Here is a 19,425-nt window from a genome sequence, read left to right as displayed (position 1 = left end):
GAGGTATCCGCATGCCCAGCGACTTCTTCATCCCCGACCCACAGGGTCAGATCCCCAGCCCCGAAGGCTACTTCGGCGCCTTCGGCGGCAAGTTCATCCCCGAGGCCCTCGTCGCGGCAGTCGACGAGGTGGCCGTCGAGTACGACAAGGCCAAGCACGACCCCGAGTTCGCCCGCGAGCTCGACGACCTGCTGGTCAACTACACCGGCCGCCCCAGCTCCCTCACCGAGGTGCCCAGGTTCGCCGAACACGCCGGTGGCGCACGGGTCTTCCTGAAGCGGGAGGACCTCAACCACACCGGCTCCCACAAGATCAACAACGTGCTCGGCCAGGCCCTGCTGACCAGGCGCATGGGCAAGACCCGTGTCATCGCGGAGACCGGCGCCGGCCAGCACGGTGTCGCGACGGCGACGGCCTGCGCCCTGTTCGGCCTCGAGTGCACGATCTACATGGGCGAGATCGACACCGAGCGGCAGGCCCTCAACGTGGCCCGCATGCGCATGCTGGGCGCCGAGGTCATCGCCGTGAAGTCCGGCAGCCGCACGCTGAAGGACGCCATCAACGAGGCCTTCCGCGACTGGGTGGCCAACGTCGACCACACCCACTACCTCTTCGGTACGGTCGCCGGCCCCCACCCCTTCCCGGCCATGGTCCGCGACTTCCACCGCGTGATCGGTGTGGAGGCCCGCCGCCAGCTCCTGGAGCGGGCGGGACGCCTCCCGGACGCCGCGGTCGCCTGTGTCGGCGGCGGCTCCAACGCCATCGGTCTCTTCCACGCGTTCATCCCGGACGAGGGCGTCCGCCTGATCGGCTGCGAGCCGGCCGGCCACGGCATCGAGACCGGCGAGCACGCGGCCACCCTGACCGCCGGCGAACCCGGCATCCTGCACGGCTCCCGGTCCTACGTCCTCCAGGACGAGGAGGGGCAGATCACCGAGCCGTACTCGATCTCGGCCGGTCTGGACTACCCGGGCATCGGACCCGAGCACTCCTACCTCAAGGACAGCGGCCGCGGCGAATACCGCGCGGTCACCGACGACGCGGCGATGCAGGCCCTGCGCCTGCTGTCGCGCACCGAGGGCATCATCCCGGCGATCGAGAGCGCCCACGCGCTGGCCGGCGCCCTGGAGGTCGGCAAGGAGCTGGGCAAGGACGGCCTGATCGTGGTCAACCTGTCCGGTCGCGGCGACAAGGACATGGACACGGCCGCCCGCTACTTCGGCCTGTACGACACCGACGCCGAGGTCGCCGCCAACGCGGCCGACACCGCCGAGATCGAGGGGGACGCCAAGTGAGCGGAACCATCCAGCTGCTGGCGGACACCCTCGCCGCCGCCAAGGCCGAGGGCCGTTCCGCCCTCATCGCCTACCTCCCGGCCGGGTTCCCGACCGTGGACGGCGGCATCGACGCGATCAAGGCCGTGCTCGACGGCGGAGCCGACGTCGTCGAGGTCGGTCTGCCGCACAGCGACCCGGTGCTCGACGGGCCCGTCATCCAGACCGCCGACGACATCGCCCTGCGCGGCGGCGTCAAGATCGCGCACGTCATGCGCACGGTCAAGGAGGCCTACGAGGCCACCGGCAAGCCGATCCTCGTCATGACGTACTGGAACCCCATCGACCGCTACGGCGTCGAGCGCTTCACCGCCGAGCTGGCCGAGGCCGGCGGCGCGGGCTGCATCCTGCCCGACCTGCCCGTGCAGGAGTCGGCGCTGTGGCGGGAGCACGCCGAGAAGCACGGCCTCGCGACGGTCTTCGTGGTGGCGCCGAGCAGCAAGGACGAGCGGCTCGGCGAGATCACCGCGGCGGGCAGCGGCTTCGTGTACGCGGCCTCGCTGATGGGCGTCACCGGCACCCGCGAGTCGGTCGGCGCGCAGGCGCAGGACCTGGTGGAGCGGACCCGTGCCACCGGAACCGACCTGCCCGTCTGCGTCGGGCTCGGAGTCTCCGACGCGGCCCAGGCCGCCGAGGTCGCCGGCTTCGCCGACGGCGTGATCGTGGGCTCGGCCTTCGTCAAGCGGATGCTGGACGCGCCGGACCACGCGGCGGGGGTCGAGGCGGTCCGCGCGCTCGCCGGTGAACTGGCGCAGGGCGTGCGCGGCCGAGGCTGACGCATTCGGTCACTCGAACGAGTGGACCTGGGACCGGGGAGGCGCGCTGCGCCTCCCCGGTTCGTTCTGGGGGTGTGAGCGAGAAGAACCGTGAGGGAAAGCGCACCGCCCGGGAGCGGCTGGCGGTCGAGCGCGAGAAGCAGAAGTCCGCGGAGAAGCGACGGCGCGCGCTGATCGTCGGTGCGAGCGTCGTCTGTGTCCTGGGCCTCGCGGCGGTGATCGGAGTGATCGCCGCGAACTCGGGCAAGGAGAAGGGCGCCGCGAAGGCGGGCCCGGTCGTGGCGCCCTCGGGAGCACAGGGCAAGGACAGCCTCGCGATCCCGGTCGGCAAGGACGGCGCCAAGTCGACGCTCACGGTGTGGGAGGACTTCCGCTGCCCGGCCTGCCAGGCCTTCGAGACGGTGTACCGGCCGACGCTCCACGAGCTGACCGACGCGGGCAAGCTCAGAATCGAGTACCACCTGGTCACGCTGATCGACGGCAACCTCGGCGGCAGCGGATCCCGCCGCGCGGCGGGCGCCGCGGCCTGCGCCCAGGACGCCGGGAAGTTCCGTGACTACCACGACGTGCTCTACCGGAACCAGCCCAAGGAAACCGACGACGCCTTCTCCAGCGACGCCAAGCTGATCGAGCTGGCGGGCAAGGTCCCCGGCCTGGACACGGCCGCCTTCCGCAAGTGCGTCAACGACGGCACGCACACCAGCTGGGTGGACAAGTCCAACAAGGCCTTCCAGGCGGGCGGCTTCACCGGCACGCCGACCGTGCTGCTGGGCGGCAAGAACATCTACGAGGACCGCACGATGACCCCGGCCAAGCTGAAGCAGATGGTGGAGGAGGCCAACAAGGGGTAGTAAGCGTTTCTCACGTCCCTGTTATGGACCCGTAGCCGGGCCGCCTGCCGTGGGCCCGGCCCGGCACGGTAGCGTCGACTCTGCCATGGAACTTGCCTACATTCCCAGCCCGTCGCGCGGGGTGATCCACCTCGGTCCCATTCCGCTGCGCGGCTATGCGTTCTGCATCATCATCGGCGTCTTCGTTGCCGTCTGGCTCGGCAACAAGCGCTGGGTCGCCCGCGGCGGGCAGGCCGGCACGGTGGCCGACATCGCTGTCTGGGCCGTGCCCTTCGGCCTGGTCGGCGGCCGCCTGTACCACGTGATCACGGACTACGAGCTGTACTTCAGCGAGGGCCGCGACTGGGTGGACGCCTTCAAGGTGTGGCAGGGCGGCCTCGGCATCTGGGGTGCCATCGCGCTCGGCGCGCTGGGCGCGTGGATCGGCTGCCGGCGCCGGGGCATCCCGCTGCCCGCGTACGCCGACGCCATCGCGCCGGGCATCGCCTTCGCGCAGGCCATCGGCCGCTGGGGCAACTGGTTCAACCAGGAGCTGTACGGTCGCGAGACGCACGTTCCGTGGGCGCTGCACATCACCTCCTCCGAGGGCGGCCGGGTGCCGGGCTACTACCACCCGACGTTCCTTTACGAATCCCTGTGGTGCATCGGCGTCGGCTTCCTGGTCATCTGGGCCGACCGCCGCTTCAAGCTGGGACACGGCCGGGCGTTCGCGCTGTACGTCGCCGCGTATTGCGTGGGCCGCGGCTGGATCGAGTACATGCGCGTCGACGACGCCCACCACATCCTGGGCCTCCGGCTCAACGACTGGACCGCGATGATCGTGTTCCTGCTCGCGGTGGCCTACATGGTGATCTCGGCGAAGAAGCGTCCGGGACGGGAAGCCGTGGTGGAACCGGGTGTCTCCGACGGTTCGGCCGAGGGCGGCGAGGGCGAGACCGACGCCGAGGGCAAGGCCGCCACGACGGAGCCGCAGACGCCGGACGCGAAGGCGGACGCGAAGGACGAGGCAGGCGACGCCAAGGCCGAGAGCGAGACCAAGGCCGAGGTCAGTACCGAGGCCAAGGATGAGGCCGAGGACGAGAGCAAGGACGAGGCCGAGGCCGCCACGAAGAAGAGCTGACGTCCGGCCGTACGGCGAGGACGACGGCAAGGACGACGGTGAGGGCGCCCGGGATGCCGGGCGCCCTCGCCGCGTCTCAGCACCGGTCTCAGGACCTGTCCGCCAGCGCCAGCGTCCGCTGGGCCGCCGCCACCACCGCCGCGTCGACGAAGCGGCCGTCCGGCAGGGCCTGCGCGCCCTGGTCGGTCATGGCCGCCTTGACGATCGTCTCGGCCCGTTCCAGCTCGGCCTGGGTGGGCAGGTAGGCCCGCTCGATCACCGGGAGCTGGCGCGGGTGAATCGCGGCCCGGCCGAGGAAGCCCAGGGCGCGGCCGTGGGCGCAGGAGGCGCTCAGGCCCTCCAGGTCACGGATGTCGGGGTGCACCGACTGGGGCGGCGGGGGCAGCCCGGCCGCGCGCGCGGCGACGACCACCCGGGAGCGGCACCAGTCGAGGCCCACGTCGTCCCGTACCCCCAGGTCGGCCCGCAGGTCCGACTCGCCCAGGGCGATGCCCCGCAGCGACGGATGGGCGGCGGCGACGGCGTAGGCCCGTTCGATGCCCAGCGCGCTCTCCAGCAGGGCGAACAGGGGCAGCGCGGTGCGCTCGGCCACGCCGACCACGTCCTGCGCGGACGTCACCTTGGGCAGCCGCAGCCCGGCCACGCCGTCCAGTGCGGCCACCGCCCGGACGTCGGCCGCCGCCCATTCCCCGTCCAGGGCGTTGACCCGGACGTGCACGGGGACCGGCTGGGGCTCGGACAGCAGCTCGGTGGTGGCGGCGCGGGCGTATGCCTTGCGGTCGGGGGCGACCGCGTCCTCCAGGTCGACCACCACGACGTCCGCGCCGGAGGCCAGCGCCTTGGCGACGACGTGCGGGCGGTCGCCGGGGGCGTACAGCCAGGTCAGCGGGAACGGGCTCACAGGGCGCCCTCCTCGTGCAGGGCGCGCAGCTCGTCCGGGGTCAGGCCCAGTTCGGTGAGGACGGCCTCGGTGTCCGCGCCGTGCGGGCGGCCCGCCCAGCGGATCGCGCCGGGTGTGGCGGACAGCCGGAAGAGGACGTTCTGCATGCGCAGCGGGCCGAGCTCCGGGTCGTCGACGGTGGTGACGGTGTCCAGGGCCTGGTACTGCGGGTCGGCCAGCACACCCCGTACGTCCTGGATCTCCGCGATCGCGGCCTCCGCCTTCTCGAACGCGGCCAGGACGTCCGTGCGGGTGCGTGCGGCGATCCAGCGGCCGACCGCCTCGTCCAGCACGTCGGCGTGCGCGGCCCGGTCGGCGCCGGTCGCGAACCACGGTTCGTCGATCAGCTCCGGCCTGCCCACCAGCCGCATCACCCGTTCCGCCACCGACTGGGCGGACGTGGACACGGCGACCCAGGAGCCGTCGGCCGTGCGGTAGGTGTTGCGCGGGGCGTTGTTCGCGGACCGGTTGCCGGTGCGTGCCTGGACGTATCCCAGCTGGTCGTACCAGGTGGGCTGGGGGCCGAGGACGGTCAGGATCGGTTCGATGATCGCCATGTCGACGACCTGGCCGGCGCCGGTGCGCTCCCGCGCCGCGAGCGCGGTCATGACGGCGTACGCCGTCGCCAGAGCGGCGATGGAGTCGGCGAGACCGAACGGCGGGAGGGTCGGCGGGGCGTCCGGCTCCCCCGTGATCGCCGCGAAGCCGCTCATCGCCTCGGCGAGGGTGCCGAAACCGGGGCGGTGGGCGTACGGGCCGAACTGGCCGAACGCGGTGACCCGGGTGAGGATCAGGCGCGGGTTGGCGGCGGACAGCTCGTCCCAGCCCAGGTCCCACTTCTCCAGCGTGCCGGGGCGGAAGTTCTCGATCACCACGTCGGCGGTGGCGGCCAGCCGCAGCAGGGTGCTCCGGCCGCCCGGCTTGGACAGGTCCAGGGTGATCGTGCGCTTGTTGCGGCCGAGCAGCTTCCACCACAGGCCGACGCCGTGCTTGGCGGGGCCGTGGCCCCGGGAGGGGTCGGGCTTCGCCGGGTGCTCGACCTTGACCACGTCGGCGCCGAAGTCACCGAGCAGGGTGGCGGCCAGGGGCCCGGCGAAGAGCGTGGCGAGATCGAGGACGCGCAGACCGCTGAGCGGCCGGCCGGTATTCGTACGGTCGGAACTCATGCGGTGTACCGCGCCTCGATCTCCGGGCGGTACGGCATCGACGCCGACGCCCCCTCCCGCTCGACGGAGATCGAGGCCGCCGCGGCCGCCCAGGTCAGCGCCTCCCGCACCGGCCGCTCCTCGGCCAGGGCCACCACGAGGGCGCCGACGAAGGTGTCGCCGGCGCCGGTGGAGTCCACGGCGGTCACCTGGGGGGCGGGCACCACGAGGGGTTCGGCGCCCCGGAGCACGTACAGGCAGCCCGCCGCGCCCAGGGTGATCACGACCTCCGGCACCCGGTCGAGCAGGGCGGTGGCCGCGTCGAGCGGGTCGGTGCGGCCGGTGAGGGTGGCCGCTTCGTACTCGTTGGGCACCAGCAGGTCGGTGGCGGCGAGGAGTTCGGGGGGGAGCATCCGGGCGGGCGCCGGGGTGAGGACCGTACGGACGCCGTGCCGGCGGGCCGCCTCCGCGCCCGCGAGAACGCCGTCGAGCGGGATCTCCAGCTGGAGCAGCAGCGCGTCGGCGGAGGCGATGACGCCCTCGTCGCCCGGGGTGAGGTGGTCGACGGTGCCGTTCGCGCCGGGGATCACGACGATCGCGTTGCCGCCCTCGTCGTCCACGACGATGTGCGCGGTGCCGGAGGGGCCCTCGACCGTGCGCAGGCTGTCGGTGTCCACGCCGGAGTGCTCCAGGGTGGAGCGCAGCCGGGTGCCGAAGGCGTCGTTGCCGACCGCGCCGAGCATCGAGACCGTCGCGCCGGCGCGGGCCGCGGCGATGGCCTGGTTGGCGCCCTTGCCGCCGGGGATCGTACGGAACTCCCGTCCCGTGACGGTCTCCCCGCGCTGCGGGGCCTTCTCGACGTACGCGACCAGGTCCATGTTCGTGCTGCCGAGTACGGCGATGTGGGTCATGGGTGGGTCACCTCCGGGCGGGTGAGCGAGTGGGTGAGGTGGGCGAGGGCGTCGAAGCCGGTGCCGTCGAAGCCGGCGACGGATGTGGCGAGGCGGTTCTTCAGGGGGGCCGTCCAGCGGTGCGGGAGGGCGTCCGGGGAGCCGGCCAGGAGACCGGCGATGCTCCCGGCGGTCGCGCCGTTGGAATCGGTGTCCCAGCCGCCGGACACCGCCCGGCAGACGGCGCCGGTGAAGTCGCCGTCCGCGTGGGTGAGGGCGGCGGCGATGAGGGCGGTGTTGGGGATGGCGTGGACCCAGTGGTAGGTGGCGCAGTGGGTGGCGTGGAGTTCGTCCACGACCTCGTCGAAGTCCTGGTGGGACCGGGCGAGCCGGACGGCGTGGTCGATCGCCCCGGCCAGGCGGGAGCGGGGCGGGACCACCGTGCGGCCGGCGCGCAGACAGGCGTGGACGTCATGGGTGCCGGTGGCGGCGGTGGCGATGGCGGCAGCGGTGAACATGGCCGCGTAGACGCCGTTGGCGGTGTGGGTGAGGGCGGCGTCGCGATGGGCCTGTCCGGCCGCGGCGGCCGGGTCGCCCGGGTTGGTCCAGCCGTGGACGTCGGCACGGATCAGGGCACCGATCCACTCGCGGAAGGGGTTGCGGTGGCGAGCCGTGTACGGGGGCTCGACACCGGTGAGGAGGTTGCGCAGGGCGAGGCGTTCGGCGGTGAAGGTGCGGCCGGGAGGGAGCTCGTCCAGCCAGAGCCCCGCCACGTCGGCGGTGGTGAAGCTCCTGCCGTGGCGTCGCAGGAGGACGAGGTTGAGGAGGGGGTAGTTGAGGTCGTCGTCCTCGGGCATGCCGTCGATGTTCTCGGCGAGGGAGGTGGCGGCCGAACGGCGGTTCCAGGGGTACGTCTCCGTCAGCTCCGCGGGGACTCCGCGAGCCGTGAACCAGGTGTTCAGAGGCCAGTTGCCGGTGGCGCGGGCCAGTCGGCGGATGCCCTCCAGGGGGAGCTTCTCCACCGGTTTGCCGAGCAGGCAGCCCACGGCCCTGCCGAGCCAGGCGGCTTCGAGGGCGAGCGGGGTCGGGGTACCGCCGCGCGCGGGCCCGGTGGGCCAGTCCGGGCAGGCGGCCATGATCCTCGCCAGGTTCGTCGGCTCGTCCTCCGCGAAGCGGCTGGGCAGGTCGGCCAGTTCGTCGAGCAGGTCCTCCGCGAGCGTCCGCAGATAGCGTGACGCCGGCCGCGCCGACGCCCCCGCCCGGGCCGGCGCCTCCCGGCCGCCCGCCGCCCGCCAGCGCTCCGCGATCGCCGACGGCTCGCGGCCGTCCTGGCGGGCCTGGTGGAGTTCGTGACCGAGCAGGTCCTCCGGCTGGACCCAGGTCAGTCGGAGCATCCGGTGCCCCCGAGCCCGGCGAAGGCCGCCTCGTGGGACCGGCGACGGCCGACGTCCCGCGCGAACACCTCCCGGGTCACCTCGGCCAGTGCGCGCGCCGGTTCCCACAGGTCCAGGCGGCTGGCCTCGGCCACCGCCTTCGACCAGTCCTCCGGGACCGGTGCACCGAGCGCACCGGCGAGGGCGCCCGCCATCGTGGCGATGGAGTCGCAGTCCCGGCCGTAGTTGACCGCGCCCAGGACCGCCTGCCGGTAGTCGCCGCCGGAGACCAGCAACATGCCCAGCGCGACGGGGAGTTCCTCGATCGAGTGCAGCCGGGAGGGGCGGCGGGCGCTCAGAGCAGGGCACTTGTAGTCGGGGCCCACCGTGTCGTAGGGGGCGACCGCCTCCCGGACCGGGGCCAGGGCCGACTCGAAGTCCCGGTGGCCGCCCGCCACTTGGCAGACCCGGTCGATCGCCTCCCGTGTGCCGTCCTTCGCCAGGTCCAGGCACGCGGCGACCACCGACTCCGGCGTCGCGCCCGGCGTGGCCGCCGCCGCCACCGCCGCCGCGAAGACGCCGGCGGCCTCACGGCCGTACGACGACTGGTGCGCGCCGGCGACGTCCAGCGCCTCGGCGTAGGCGCACGCCGGGTTGGCCGCGTTGACCAGGCCGACGGGGGCCATGTACATCGCCGCGCCGCAGTTGACGATGTTGCCGGTGCCCGCCTCGCGGGGGTCGACATGGCCGTAGGCCAGCCGGGCCACCAGCCATTTCTCCGCCAGGAAGATCCGCTGTAGCGGGAGTGCCTCCGCCTCCAGCTCCGGGATCCAGCGCGGGGTGGTCATCAGGTCGGGGACCAGGTGGTCGGCGACCGCGTACGCGTCCAGGTGGTCGCGGACCCGGGCGTACACCCGGACCAGGGCGTGGGTCATCAGGGTGTCGTCGGTGACGTGTCCGTCGCCCTTGTGGTACGGCGCGATCGGGCGGGCGGTGCGCCAGGCGTCGCCGTTCCAGGGGCCGACGATGCCGTGGACGCGGCCGCCGTGGCGCTCGGCGATCTGCTCGGGGGAGTAGCCCTCGACGGGGCCGCCGAGCGCGTCGCCGACGGCGGCGCCGACCAGTGCCCCGGTGATCCGCTCGTCCAGGCCGGCCCCGCTGCTTTCTTCTCCTTTGGGCGTCATGCCCCGAATCATCCTCCTGGTCGGACCGGTTGCGTGGCTTCCAGGAGTCCGGCGAGTTCCACCAGGTCGGTGCCGGTCAGACGGGGCAGGGCACAGCCGGAGAGGGTGCGGCAGGCGTCCCGCCAGGCCCGCGGGACCGACTCGCCACCGCCCAGTGCGCCGGTCAGCGCGCCGGCCAGGGCGGGGGCGGAGTCGGCGACCCGGGACAGGCAGGCCGCGGCGGGGACCGCCTCGCCGATCCGGCCGCGGGCCGCGACGGCCAGGGCCAGGGCGACCGGGACGGTCTCGGCGGCGGCGATGCCGTAGCTGTAGACGTGGTCGACGATCTGGTGCTCCAGGAGCGGGACCAGCCCGAAGGCGGTGTCGGTGTCCTCCACGAGGGCCAGCGCGTGGCGGGCGTTGCGGCCGATCTCCGTCTCCCCGGGCAGCTCGGCGAGCGCCGCCGCCACACACGGCCCGGCCTCGGCCCCGGCGAGCGCGAGCGACAGGGCCGCCGCCATCGCACGGGCACCGTGCACGCCGTCGCCGTCCTGGGTGTAGCGGGCGTCGAACTCGGCGAGTTCGGCCGCGCGGGCGGGGTCGCCGGGGTGGGCCACGGCGAGCACGCAGGCCCGTACGCAGGCCGCGTCGTCGAAGTAGTGCGGGTTGTCGTGGCCGGTGGCGGGCGGACGCAGACCGGCGGCGAGATTGCCGAGTCCGGCACGCACCGAGATCCGGGCGCGCAGCGGCAGCACCGCCGACTCGACCTCGGGGGCGCGTTCGGCGGCCGCCGCGACCTCGGAGGCGACGGCGGTCCAGGTCAGATCGATGGCGGCGCGCATCCGGCGGTCCCGGCTCAGATCCCCGAGCACGCTGTCGTCCCCGGCGCGCAGCACCGCCTCCGCCGCGAACGCCGCCCACTCGGCGTCGTCGGAGGGGCCGAGCCGCAGCGGCTCCGGCGGCTGGTTGAGCGCGATCGGCACCGGCAGCGTGGTCGTCGCGTTGTGCTCGGCGAACGTGTCCAGCTCGCGCGTGAGCCGCCGCGTCCACTCGGGCATCCGCACGGCCCGGTGTCGCGCGGCAGGCCACCCCGCGGCGTCCCCGGCGGCGAGCCCGAGGAGCAGCCCTTCGATGCGGCGGGTCATGGCCGTACCTCACTGTCAGGGTCGTGGGCGGGGGTCGTGGTCGGCTCGTGAGGGAGCCGTCGGGGGCGCTCGGGTGTCCGTGTGGGGCGGTGTCCTGCGGCGGGGCGGCCGGTGGTGGGGCCGAGGGGCGGGTCCTCGGTGCGCGGGGTCATGGCCGTACCTCGCTGTCCAGGTCGCCGGCGCCGGTGGTGGTCAGCAGGCGGCTGCCGGCGAGGAGCTGTTCCACCGTCGGAAGGAAGTCGGGCACCACTACTTCCGCCCCCCACTTCCCGCCCTCCTCCGGCACCAGCAGCTCGGCCACGTCGAGCACGTGGTGGCCCGCCATGGAGGGCAGACAGCTGCCGCGGGCCGGGCCGATCGCGGCGGCCCAGTCGGCGGGGATCGCCGTGACACCCTGGGTCGCCCCGGCCAGGGCGCCCGCGACCGCGGCGGTGGTGTCGGCGTCGCGGCCCATGTTCACGGTCGTGAGCACCGCCTCCCTGAGGTCGCCGTCGGCCGCCGCGTACGCGCCGAAGGCCAGGGCGACCGCCTCGGGGGCCAGGTCGGTCCAGGGGTAGCCGCCGATGACGACGGCGGAACGGACGGCGCGTTCCCCACGGTGGGCGACGGCCACCGCGCGGCGCAGCGAGCGGGCCGTCCAGGAGTCCTCCGGGACCACCGCGAGGGCGGCGGCCACCACGGCGACGGTCGGCGCGCCCGCCATCGCCGCCGCGACCCCGGCCGCCACCGCCTGGCCGCCGTAGATGCCCTCGCCCTCGTGGCTGACCGAACCGTCGATCGCCACCAGCCGGGCCGCCTCGGCCGGGCGGCCCGCCGCGAACACCCCGAAGGGGGCCGCCCGCATCGCCAGGCCGTCGCTCCAGGCGTGCCGGTGCTGGGCGGAGATGGGGGCGGCCAGGCCCCGGCGGAGGTTCTCCAGGGTGCCGCGCTCACTGAAGCCCGCGCCCCGGAAGGGGCCCTCGTGGCCGTCGGCGATCCACTCGTGCCAGGCCGCCTCGACGTGGGCGGGGGTGAGCGCGGAGCCATGCCGGGCCAGCAGGAGCCCGGAGAAGATCGCGTACTCGGTGTCGTCCGTGCCGGCCGGCCGCTCGGCCACGTACCCGGTGATGCGGCCCCAGCGGGCGCGGATCTCGGAGGGCTTCATGTTCTCGGCCGGTGCCCCGAGCGCGTCCCCGACGGCGAGACCGAGCAGCGCGCCGCGCGCCCGTTCGCGGACCGACACCACAGGGACCGGTGCCATAGGGGCGGATGCCATGCGGGCCTCACCTCCGGGGAGCTCCGCCCGGGGCGCGGAGCCCTTTGCGGAGGTGTCCCACGGGAGCGGTCCGGTAGCGCCTCCTGGACCGCCAAGTCACCCGGTCGGCACGGTCGCCACGGTCAAAACCGCAGGTTAGCCCAGCCTTTCCTTGCTGGCGGGGACGGAATTCGAGGCGTAAGTTCGGTGTTGTCGAAAAGTAGAACTCGTCCAAAGTTAGCTTTGGCTAAGCTTCCTGGGGGACCCCTGATGGCCATCATCGAGACCGAGGCGGTGCTGCACGAGGCGCACCGTGACAACCACACGCACCGGGATGTGAACGGCGGCTGGCTGCGCCCAGCGGTGTTCGGTGCGATGGACGGCCTGGTCTCCAACCTCGCCCTGCTGACCGGCGTCGCGGGCGGTTCGGTCGGGCAGCACACCATTGTGATCACGGGACTCGCGGGCCTGGCCGCCGGGGCCTTCTCCATGGCGGCCGGCGAGTACACCTCCGTCGCCTCGCAGCGCGAGCTCGTCGAGGCCGAGCTGGACGTCGAGCGCCGTGAGCTGCGCAAGCACCCCCAGGACGAGGAGGCCGAGCTCGCCGCGCTCTACGCGGCGCGCGGCGTCGAGCCCGAGCTGGCCCGCGAGGTGGCCCGGCAGCTGTCCCGCGACCCCGAGCAGGCGCTGGAGATCCACGCCCGTGAGGAGCTGGGCATCGACCCCGGCGACCTGCCCTCCCCGCTGGTCGCGGCCGTGTCGTCGTTCGGGTCCTTCGCGCTGGGCGCCCTGCTGCCCGTACTGCCGTTCCTGCTGGGCGCGACCGCGCTGTGGCCGGCCGTGCTGCTGGCCCTCGTCGGCCTCTTCGGCTGCGGTGCCGTGGTGGCCAGGGTGACCGCGCGCAGCTGGTGGTACAGCGGACTGCGGCAGCTCGCGCTCGGCGGCGCCGCGGCCGGTGTGACGTACGCCCTGGGCAGCCTGTTCGGAACGGCCGTAGGATAGTCCGACCGCTACCTATGCGTTGGGCCGTATAAGTAGCCGTTACTTGCTGGTTTCGAATGCTTAATCACCGGGCATGAGCCGTAAGCGCTGCGGGCAATGACGCCTGCCGCGCACCCGTGGGGCGGGTGGCGACGCTTCTCCCGTCCCCTTCGGCCGGCCGGCACCGATCTGACCGATCGTGTACGGACCGGTCCCCACACACTTCCACCACGCTGTGCGGCACCCCCCACCGCCACCTCGTGGTGTCCGCATGTTGGAAGGCAGTATCCGGTTCCCGAGAACCACTCCATCATGTAACCTGCACGAAATTTTGCACTCACGCAGAGGGCCAACGTCGTCCCTCGGCACATGCACATGCCACATGACGACGACGGGAGAGCCGATGCGTACGCCGCGCCAGCCGTCCCAGCATTCCGCGAATGGCCAGAACTGGTCGTTCATGGATGCTCGCCCTGCTGCGCAGGGTATGTACGACCCCCGCAACGAGCACGACGCCTGTGGCGTCGGCTTCGTGGCCACCCTCACCGGCGAGGCGAGCCACGCGCTGGTCGAGCAGGCGCTCACGGTTCTGCGCAACCTCGAGCACCGCGGCGCCACCGGCTCCGAGCCCGACTCCGGCGACGGCGCGGGCCTCCTCTCGCAGGTGCCGGACGCCTTCTTCCGCGAGGTGGCCGGATTCGACCTGCCCGCGGCGGGCTCGTACGCCGTCGGTATCGCCTTCCTCCCCGAGGAGGGAACCGAGGACGCCGTCTCGAAGATCGAGACGATCGCGGCCCAGGAGGGCCTGACGGTCCTCGGCTGGCGCGAGGTCCCGGTCGCCCCCGAACTGCTGGGCGCCACCGCCCGTTCGACCATGCCGTCCTTCCGGCAGGTCTTCGTCACCGACGGCGCCAGCGAGGGCATCGCGCTGGACCGCAGGGCCTTCGTGCTGCGCAAGCGCGCCGAGCGCGAGGCGGACGTCTACTTCCCGTCCCTTTCGGCCCGCACGATCGTCTACAAGGGCATGCTGACCACCGGCCAGCTCGAACCCTTCTTCCCGGACCTGTCCGACCGCCGCTTCGCCTCCGCGATCGCGCTCGTGCACTCCCGGTTCTCCACCAACACCTTCCCGAGCTGGCCGCTCGCGCACCCGTACCGCTTCGTCGCGCACAACGGTGAGATCAACACCGTCAAGGGCAACCGCAACTGGATGCGCGCCCGCGAGTCCCAGCTCGTCTCCGACCTGTTCGGCAGCGACGAGCAGGCCATCGAGCGCATCTTCCCGGTGTGTACGCCCGACGCCTCCGACTCGGCCTCCTTCGACGAGGTGCTGGAGCTGCTGCACCTCGGCGGCCGCTCGCTGCCGCACTCCGTGCTGATGATGATCCCGGAGGCGTGGGAGAACCACGACTCCATGGACCCGGCCCGGCGCGCGTTCTACCAGTACCACTCCACGATGATGGAGCCCTGGGACGGCCCCGCCTGCGTCACCTTCACCGACGGCACCCAGGTCGGCGCGGTGCTCGACCGCAACGGCCTGCGCCCCGGCCGCTACTGGGTCACCGACGAGGGCCTCGTCGTGCTCAGCTCCGAGGTCGGCGTCCTCGACATCGACCCCGCCAAGGTCGTCCGCAAGGGCCGCCTCCAGCCCGGCCGCATGTTCCTCGTGGACACCGCCGAGCACCGCATCATCGAGGACGACGAGATCAAGGCGCAGCTCGCCGCCGAGCACCCCTACGCGGAGTGGCTCGAGGCCGGCGAGATCGAGCTCGGCGACCTGCCCGAGCGCGAGCACATCGTGCACACGCACGCCTCGGTCACCCGTCGCCAGCAGACCTTCGGCTACACCGAGGAGGAGCTGCGCGTCATCCTCGCGCCGATGGCCAAGGCCGGCGCCGAGCCGATCGGCTCCATGGGCACCGACTCGCCGATCGCGGCCCTCTCCGAGCGCCCGCGCCTGCTGTTCGACTACTTCACCCAGCTGTTCGCGCAGGTCACGAACCCGCCGCTGGACGCGATCCGCGAGGAACTGGTCACCTCCCTGCGCTCGTCGCTGGGCCCGGAGGGCAACCTGCTGGAGCCGACCGCGGCCTCCTGCCGGTCCGTCGTGCTGCCCTTCCCGGTGATCGACAACGACGAGCTGGCCAAGCTCATCCACGTCAACGCCGACGGCGACATGCCCGGCTTCAAGGCCGCGACCCTCTCCGGCCTGTTCCGGGTCTCCGGCGGCGGTGACTCCCTCGCCGCGCGTATCGAGGAGATCTGCGCCGAGGCCGACGCCGCCATAGAGAACGGCGCCCGCCTGATCGTCCTGTCCGACCGCCACTCGGACGCCGAGCACGCCCCGATCCCGTCGCTGCTGCTCACCTCGGCCGTCCACCACCACCTCATCCGCACCAAGCAGCGCACCCAGGTGGGCCTGCTGGTCGAGGCCGGCGACGTCCGCGAGGTCCACCACGTCGCCCTGCTCATCGGCTACGGCGCCGCCGCCGTCAACCCGTACCTGGCGATGGAGTCCGTCGAGGACCTCGTCCGCGCGGGCACCTTCCTGCCGGGCATGGAGGCCGAGAAGGCCATCCGCAACCTGATCTACGCCCTCGGCAAGGGCGTGCTGAAGGTCATGTCCAAGATGGGCATCTCGACCGTCGCCTCCTACCGCGGCGCCCAGGTCTTCGAGGCCGTCGGTCTCGACGAGGCCTTCGTCGAGAAGTACTTCAACGGAACGGCCACCAAGATCGGCGGCGTCGGCATCGACGTCGTCGCCAAGGAGGTCGCCGCCCGCCACGCCAAGGCCTACCCCGCCTCCGGCATCGCTCCCGCGCACCGCGCGCTGGAGATCGGTGGCGAGTACCAGTGGCGCCGCGAGGGCGAGCCGCACCTGTTCGACCCGGAGACGGTCTTCCGCCTCCAGCACTCGACGCGCGCCAACCGCTACGACATCTTCAAGAAGTACACGGACCGGGTGAACGAGCAGTCCGAGCGGCTGATGACGCTGCGCGGCCTGTTCGGCTTCAAGACGGGCCTGGAGGGCCGTCGGCCGATCTCCATCGACGAGGTCGAGCCGGTCTCCGAGATCGTCAAGCGCTTCTCCACCGGCGCCATGTCCTACGGCTCCATCTCGCGCGAGGCCCACGAGACCCTCGCCATCGCCATGAACCAGCTGGGCGGCAAGTCCAACACCGGTGAGGGCGGCGAGGACCCGGAGCGGCTGTACGACCCGGCGCGCCGGTCGTCCATCAAGCAGGTCGCCTCCGGCCGCTTCGGTGTGACCTCCGAGTACCTGGTCAACGCGGACGACATCCAGATCAAGATGGCCCAGGGCGCCAAGCCCGGCGAGGGCGGCCAGCTGCCCGGCCACAAGGTCTACCCGTGGGTCGCCAAGACCCGGCACTCGACCCCGGGCGTCGGCCTGATCTCCCCGCCGCCGCACCACGACATCTACTCCATCGAGGACCTGGCCCAGCTGATCCACGACCTGAAGAACGCGAACCCGCAGGCGCGGATTCACGTCAAGCTGGTCTCCGAGGTCGGCGTCGGCACGGTCGCCGCGGGTGTGTCGAAGGCGCACGCGGACGTCGTGCTGATCTCCGGCCACGACGGTGGTACGGGTGCCTCCCCGCTGACCTCGCTGAAGCACGCGGGCGGCCCCTGGGAGCTCGGCCTCGCCGAGACCCAGCAGACCCTGCTGCTCAACGGCCTGCGCGACCGCATCGTCGTGCAGACCGACGGCCAGCTGAAGACCGGCCGTGACGTCGTCATCGCCGCGCTGCTGGGCGCCGAGGAGTTCGGTTTCGCGACCGCCCCGCTCGTCGTCTCCGGCTGCATCATGATGCGCGTCTGCCACCTGGACACCTGCCCGGTCGGCGTCGCCACCCAGAACCCGGTGCTGCGCGAGCGCTTCACCGGCAAGGCCGAGTACGTGGTGAACTTCTTCCAGTTCATCGCCGAGGAGGTCCGCGAGATCCTCGCCGAGCTGGGCTTCCGCTCCATCGAGGAGGCCGTCGGCCACGCGGAGGCGCTCGACGTCACCCGTGCCGTCGACCACTGGAAGGCGCAGGGCCTGGACCTGGAGCCGCTGTTCCACGTGCCCGAGCTGGCCGAGGGCGCGGTGCGCCACCAGGTGATCGCGCAGGACCACGGCCTGGAGAAGGCGCTGGACAACGAGCTGATCAAGCTCGCCGCCGACGCGCTGGCCGCCGACTCGGCGACCGACGCCCAGCCGGTGCGCGCCCAGGTCGCCATCCGCAACATCAACCGCACGGTCGGCACCATGCTCGGCCACGAGGTGACGAAGAAGTTCGGTGGTGCCGGTCTGCCCGACGACACCATCGACATCACCTTCACCGGCTCCGCCGGCCAGTCCTTCGGCGCCTTCCTGCCGCGCGGTGTCACGCTGCGCCTGGAGGGCGACGCCAACGACTACGTCGGCAAGGGCCTCTCCGGCGGCCGGGTCGTCGTCCGCCCGGACCGGGGCGCCGACCACCTCGCCGAGTACTCGACGATCGCGGGCAACACCATCGCGTACGGCGCGACCGGCGGTGAGCTGTTCCTGCGCGGCCGCACCGGTGAGCGGTTCTGCGTCCGCAACTCCGGCGCGCTGGTCGTCTCGGAGGGCGTGGGCGACCACGGCTGCGAGTACATGACCGGCGGTCACGCGGTGGTCCTCGGCGAGACGGGCCGCAACTTCGCGGCCGGCATGTCCGGCGGTGTCGCCTACGTGATCGACCTCGACCGCGACAACGTCAACGCCGGCAACCTCGACTCGGTCCAGGCGCTCGATGAAGCCGACAAGCAGTGGCTGCACGACGTCGTGCGCCGCCACGCCGAGGAGACCGGCTCGACGGTCGCCGAGAAGCTGCTGGCCGACTGGGACACGGCCGCGGAACGCTTCACCAAGATCATCCCCAGCACGTACAAGGCAGTGCTCGCCGCCAAGGACGCCGCCGAGCGAGCCGGTCTCACCGAGACCGAGACCCACGAGAAGATGATGGAGGCGGCGATCAATGGCTGACCCCAAGGGCTTCCTGAACCACGGCCGTGAGGTCGCCAAGACCCGCCCCGTCAGTGAGCGCGTCAAGGACTGGAACGAGGTCTACGTCCCCGGTTCCCTGCTGCCGATCATCAGCAAGCAGGCGAGCCGGTGCATGGACTGCGGCATCCCGTTCTGCCACAACGGCTGTCCGCTGGGGAACCTGATCCCCGAGTGGAACGACTACGCCTACCGCGAGGACTGGGCGGCCGCCTCGGAGCGTCTGCACGCGACGAACAACTTCCCGGAGTTCACCGGCCGCCTCTGCCCGGCCCCCTGCGAGTCGGCGTGCGTGCTGGGCATCAACCAGCCGCCGGTCACCATCAAGAACGTCGAGGTCTCGATCATCGACAAGGCGTGGGAGACCGGGGACGTCGCCCCGCAGATCCCCGAGCGCCTGTCCGGCAAGACCGTCGCCGTCATCGGCTCGGGCCCGGCCGGCCTGGCCGCCGCCCAGCAGCTCACGCGGGCGGGCCACACGGTCGCGGTGTACGAGCGCGCGGACCGCATCGGCGGCCTGCTGCGTTACGGCATCCCCGAGTTCAAGATGGAGAAGCGGCACATCAACCGCCGCATCGAGCAGATGCGCGCGGAGGGCACCCGCTTCCGCACGGGCATCGAGATCGGCCGCGACCTCAAGGCGACCGACCTGAAGAAGCGGTACGACGCGGTGGTGCTGGCGGTCGGCGCGACGACCTCCCGCGACCTGCCCGTGCCCGGCCGCGAGCTCAAGGGCATCTACCAGGCCATGGAGTACCTGCCCCTGGCCAACAAGGTGCAGGAGGGCGACTACGTGGCGCCCCCGGTCTCGGCCGAGGGCAAGCACGTCGTCGTCATCGGCGGCGGTGACACCGGAGCGGACTGCGTGGGCACCGCCCACCGCCAGGGCGCGGCCTCCGTCACCCAGCTGGAGATCATGCCCCGCCCGAACGACGAGCGGCACCCGACGAACCAGCCCTGGCCGACCTTCCCGATCCTCTACAAGGTCACCTCGGCCCACGAGGAGGGCGGCGAGCGCATCTACTCGGCGTCCACCACCCACTTCGAGGGCGACGAGGACGGCAACGTGCAGTGGCTGCACCTGGCCGAGGTCGAGTTCGTCGACGGCAAGCTGACCCAGAAGCCGGGCACGGAGCGCAAGATCCCCGCCCAGCTGGTCACCCTCGCCATGGGCTTCACCGGCACCGACCGGGAGAACGGCCTGGTCGAGCAGTTCGGCCTGGACCTCGACGAGCGCGGCAACATCGCCCGCGACGCCGCCTTCCAGACCAACGTGCCGGGCGTCTTCGTCGCCGGTGACGCCGGCCGCGGCCAGTCCCTCATCGTCTGGGCCATCGCGGAGGGCCGCTCGGCCGCCCGCGGCGTCGACCGCTTCCTCACCGGAGCGAGCGACCTGCCGGCCCCGATCCGCCCGACGGACCGCGCGCTGATGGTCTGACGGTCA

Annotated in this window: 14 protein-coding genes; 7 read left to right on the top strand and 7 right to left on the bottom strand. The window is 72.5% G+C overall.

The features are described 5' to 3' along the window. Positions 1–11 precede the first annotated feature (11 nt). From trpB to lgt, 4 genes are all read left to right on the top strand, one after another. Positions 12–1,295, top strand: a complete 1,284-nt coding sequence (gene trpB, locus ACFY01_RS08875; RefSeq protein ID WP_390734982.1) for a tryptophan synthase subunit beta — start codon at positions 12–14, stop codon at positions 1,293–1,295. Continuing rightward, positions 1,292–2,110 carry a tryptophan synthase subunit alpha gene (gene trpA / locus ACFY01_RS08870; protein ID WP_390734981.1) on the top strand — a complete coding sequence of 273 codons (819 nt, stop codon included), beginning with the start codon at positions 1,292–1,294 and terminating at the stop codon, positions 2,108–2,110. Before trpB ends, trpA begins: the two co-directional genes overlap by 4 nt. A 74-nt stretch (positions 2,111–2,184) precedes the next feature. Continuing rightward, positions 2,185–2,961 (top strand): DsbA family protein, encoded by a 777-nt coding sequence (locus tag ACFY01_RS08865; protein ID WP_390734980.1) that lies wholly within the window; start codon positions 2,185–2,187, stop codon positions 2,959–2,961. Between the two features lie 85 nt (positions 2,962–3,046). Beyond that, positions 3,047–4,081, top strand: coding sequence for a prolipoprotein diacylglyceryl transferase (gene lgt / locus ACFY01_RS08860; RefSeq protein WP_390734979.1), 1,035 nt, complete (start codon positions 3,047–3,049; stop codon positions 4,079–4,081). Positions 4,082–4,169: 88 nt separating this feature from the next. On the opposite strand, the gene ACFY01_RS08855 is transcribed toward lgt, so the two are convergent. From ACFY01_RS08855 to ACFY01_RS08825, 7 genes are all read right to left on the bottom strand, one after another. After that, positions 4,170–4,982 (bottom strand): HpcH/HpaI aldolase/citrate lyase family protein, encoded by an 813-nt coding sequence (locus ACFY01_RS08855; RefSeq protein WP_390734978.1) that lies wholly within the window; start codon positions 4,980–4,982, stop codon positions 4,170–4,172. Continuing rightward, on the bottom strand, positions 4,979–6,187 hold the full coding sequence (locus ACFY01_RS08850; protein WP_390734977.1) for a CaiB/BaiF CoA transferase family protein: 1,209 nt from the start codon (positions 6,185–6,187) through the stop codon (positions 4,979–4,981). Before ACFY01_RS08850 ends, ACFY01_RS08855 begins: the two co-directional genes overlap by 4 nt. Then, positions 6,184–7,077, bottom strand: coding sequence for a ribokinase (gene rbsK, locus ACFY01_RS08845; protein WP_390734976.1), 894 nt, complete (start codon positions 7,075–7,077; stop codon positions 6,184–6,186). The genes ACFY01_RS08850 and rbsK overlap by 4 nt, the downstream gene beginning before the upstream one ends. Further along, a complete protein-coding gene (locus ACFY01_RS08840; RefSeq protein WP_390734975.1) occupies positions 7,074–8,450 on the bottom strand; it encodes an ADP-ribosylglycohydrolase family protein in 1,377 nt (458 codons plus the stop codon). The genes rbsK and ACFY01_RS08840 overlap by 4 nt, the downstream gene beginning before the upstream one ends. Continuing rightward, positions 8,438–9,613: an ADP-ribosylglycohydrolase family protein gene (locus ACFY01_RS08835; RefSeq protein WP_390734974.1), complete on the bottom strand. Its 1,176-nt coding sequence runs from the start codon at positions 9,611–9,613 to the stop codon at positions 8,438–8,440. Before ACFY01_RS08835 ends, ACFY01_RS08840 begins: the two co-directional genes overlap by 13 nt. Positions 9,614–9,621: 8 nt before the next feature. Further along, positions 9,622–10,737 carry an ADP-ribosylglycohydrolase family protein gene (locus tag ACFY01_RS08830; protein ID WP_390734973.1) on the bottom strand — a complete coding sequence of 372 codons (1,116 nt, stop codon included), beginning with the start codon at positions 10,735–10,737 and terminating at the stop codon, positions 9,622–9,624. A gap of 148 nt (positions 10,738–10,885) precedes the next feature. Beyond that, positions 10,886–11,992, bottom strand: coding sequence for an ADP-ribosylglycohydrolase family protein (locus ACFY01_RS08825; protein WP_390734972.1), 1,107 nt, complete (start codon positions 11,990–11,992; stop codon positions 10,886–10,888). Positions 11,993–12,241: 249 nt separating this feature from the next. Here ACFY01_RS08825 and ACFY01_RS08820 point away from each other — a divergent pair, with 249 nt between their 5' ends. The 3 genes from ACFY01_RS08820 to ACFY01_RS08810 all read left to right on the top strand — a co-directional run bounded on the left by ACFY01_RS08820 (position 12,242) and on the right by ACFY01_RS08810 (position 19,419). Next, positions 12,242–12,973: a VIT1/CCC1 transporter family protein gene (locus ACFY01_RS08820; protein WP_390734971.1), complete on the top strand. Its 732-nt coding sequence runs from the start codon at positions 12,242–12,244 to the stop codon at positions 12,971–12,973. Positions 12,974–13,355: 382 nt separating this feature from the next. Next, a complete protein-coding gene (gltB, locus tag ACFY01_RS08815) occupies positions 13,356–17,963 on the top strand; it encodes a glutamate synthase large subunit (protein WP_390734970.1) in 4,608 nt (1,535 codons plus the stop codon). Further along, positions 17,956–19,419 (top strand): glutamate synthase subunit beta, encoded by a 1,464-nt coding sequence (locus ACFY01_RS08810; RefSeq protein WP_390734969.1) that lies wholly within the window; start codon positions 17,956–17,958, stop codon positions 19,417–19,419. Before gltB ends, ACFY01_RS08810 begins: the two co-directional genes overlap by 8 nt. The last annotated feature ends 6 nt before the right edge of the window (positions 19,420–19,425 follow it).

The organism is Streptomyces sp. NPDC001480 (assembly GCF_042894725.1).
Lineage (GTDB): Bacteria > Actinomycetota > Actinomycetes > Streptomycetales > Streptomycetaceae > Streptomyces.
Note: the sequence above shows the minus strand (reverse complement) of the source record. Positions and strands in the feature narration are given on the sequence as shown.

Bases quoted from the DNA above. Each gene is read 5' to 3' on its own strand.
- ACFY01_RS08850 (WP_390734977.1), bottom strand. From the start codon at position 6,187: ATGAGTTCCGACCGTACGAATACCGGCCGGCCGCTCAGCGGTCTGCGC.
- ACFY01_RS08810 (WP_390734969.1), top strand. From the start codon at position 17,956: ATGGCTGACCCCAAGGGCTTCCTGAACCACGGCCGTGAGGTCGCCAAG.
- ACFY01_RS08820 (WP_390734971.1), top strand. From the start codon at position 12,242: ATGGCCATCATCGAGACCGAGGCGGTGCTGCACGAGGCGCACCGTGAC.
- lgt (WP_390734979.1), top strand. From the start codon at position 3,047: ATGGAACTTGCCTACATTCCCAGCCCGTCGCGCGGGGTGATCCACCTC.
- gltB (WP_390734970.1), top strand. From the start codon at position 13,356: ATGCGTACGCCGCGCCAGCCGTCCCAGCATTCCGCGAATGGCCAGAAC.
- rbsK (WP_390734976.1), bottom strand. From the start codon at position 7,077: ATGACCCACATCGCCGTACTCGGCAGCACGAACATGGACCTGGTCGCG.
- ACFY01_RS08835 (WP_390734974.1), bottom strand. From the start codon at position 9,613: ATGACGCCCAAAGGAGAAGAAAGCAGCGGGGCCGGCCTGGACGAGCGG.
- ACFY01_RS08840 (WP_390734975.1), bottom strand. From the start codon at position 8,450: ATGCTCCGACTGACCTGGGTCCAGCCGGAGGACCTGCTCGGTCACGAA.
- ACFY01_RS08825 (WP_390734972.1), bottom strand. From the start codon at position 11,992: ATGGCATCCGCCCCTATGGCACCGGTCCCTGTGGTGTCGGTCCGCGAA.
- trpB (WP_390734982.1), top strand. From the start codon at position 12: ATGCCCAGCGACTTCTTCATCCCCGACCCACAGGGTCAGATCCCCAGC.
- ACFY01_RS08830 (WP_390734973.1), bottom strand. From the start codon at position 10,737: ATGACCCGCCGCATCGAAGGGCTGCTCCTCGGGCTCGCCGCCGGGGAC.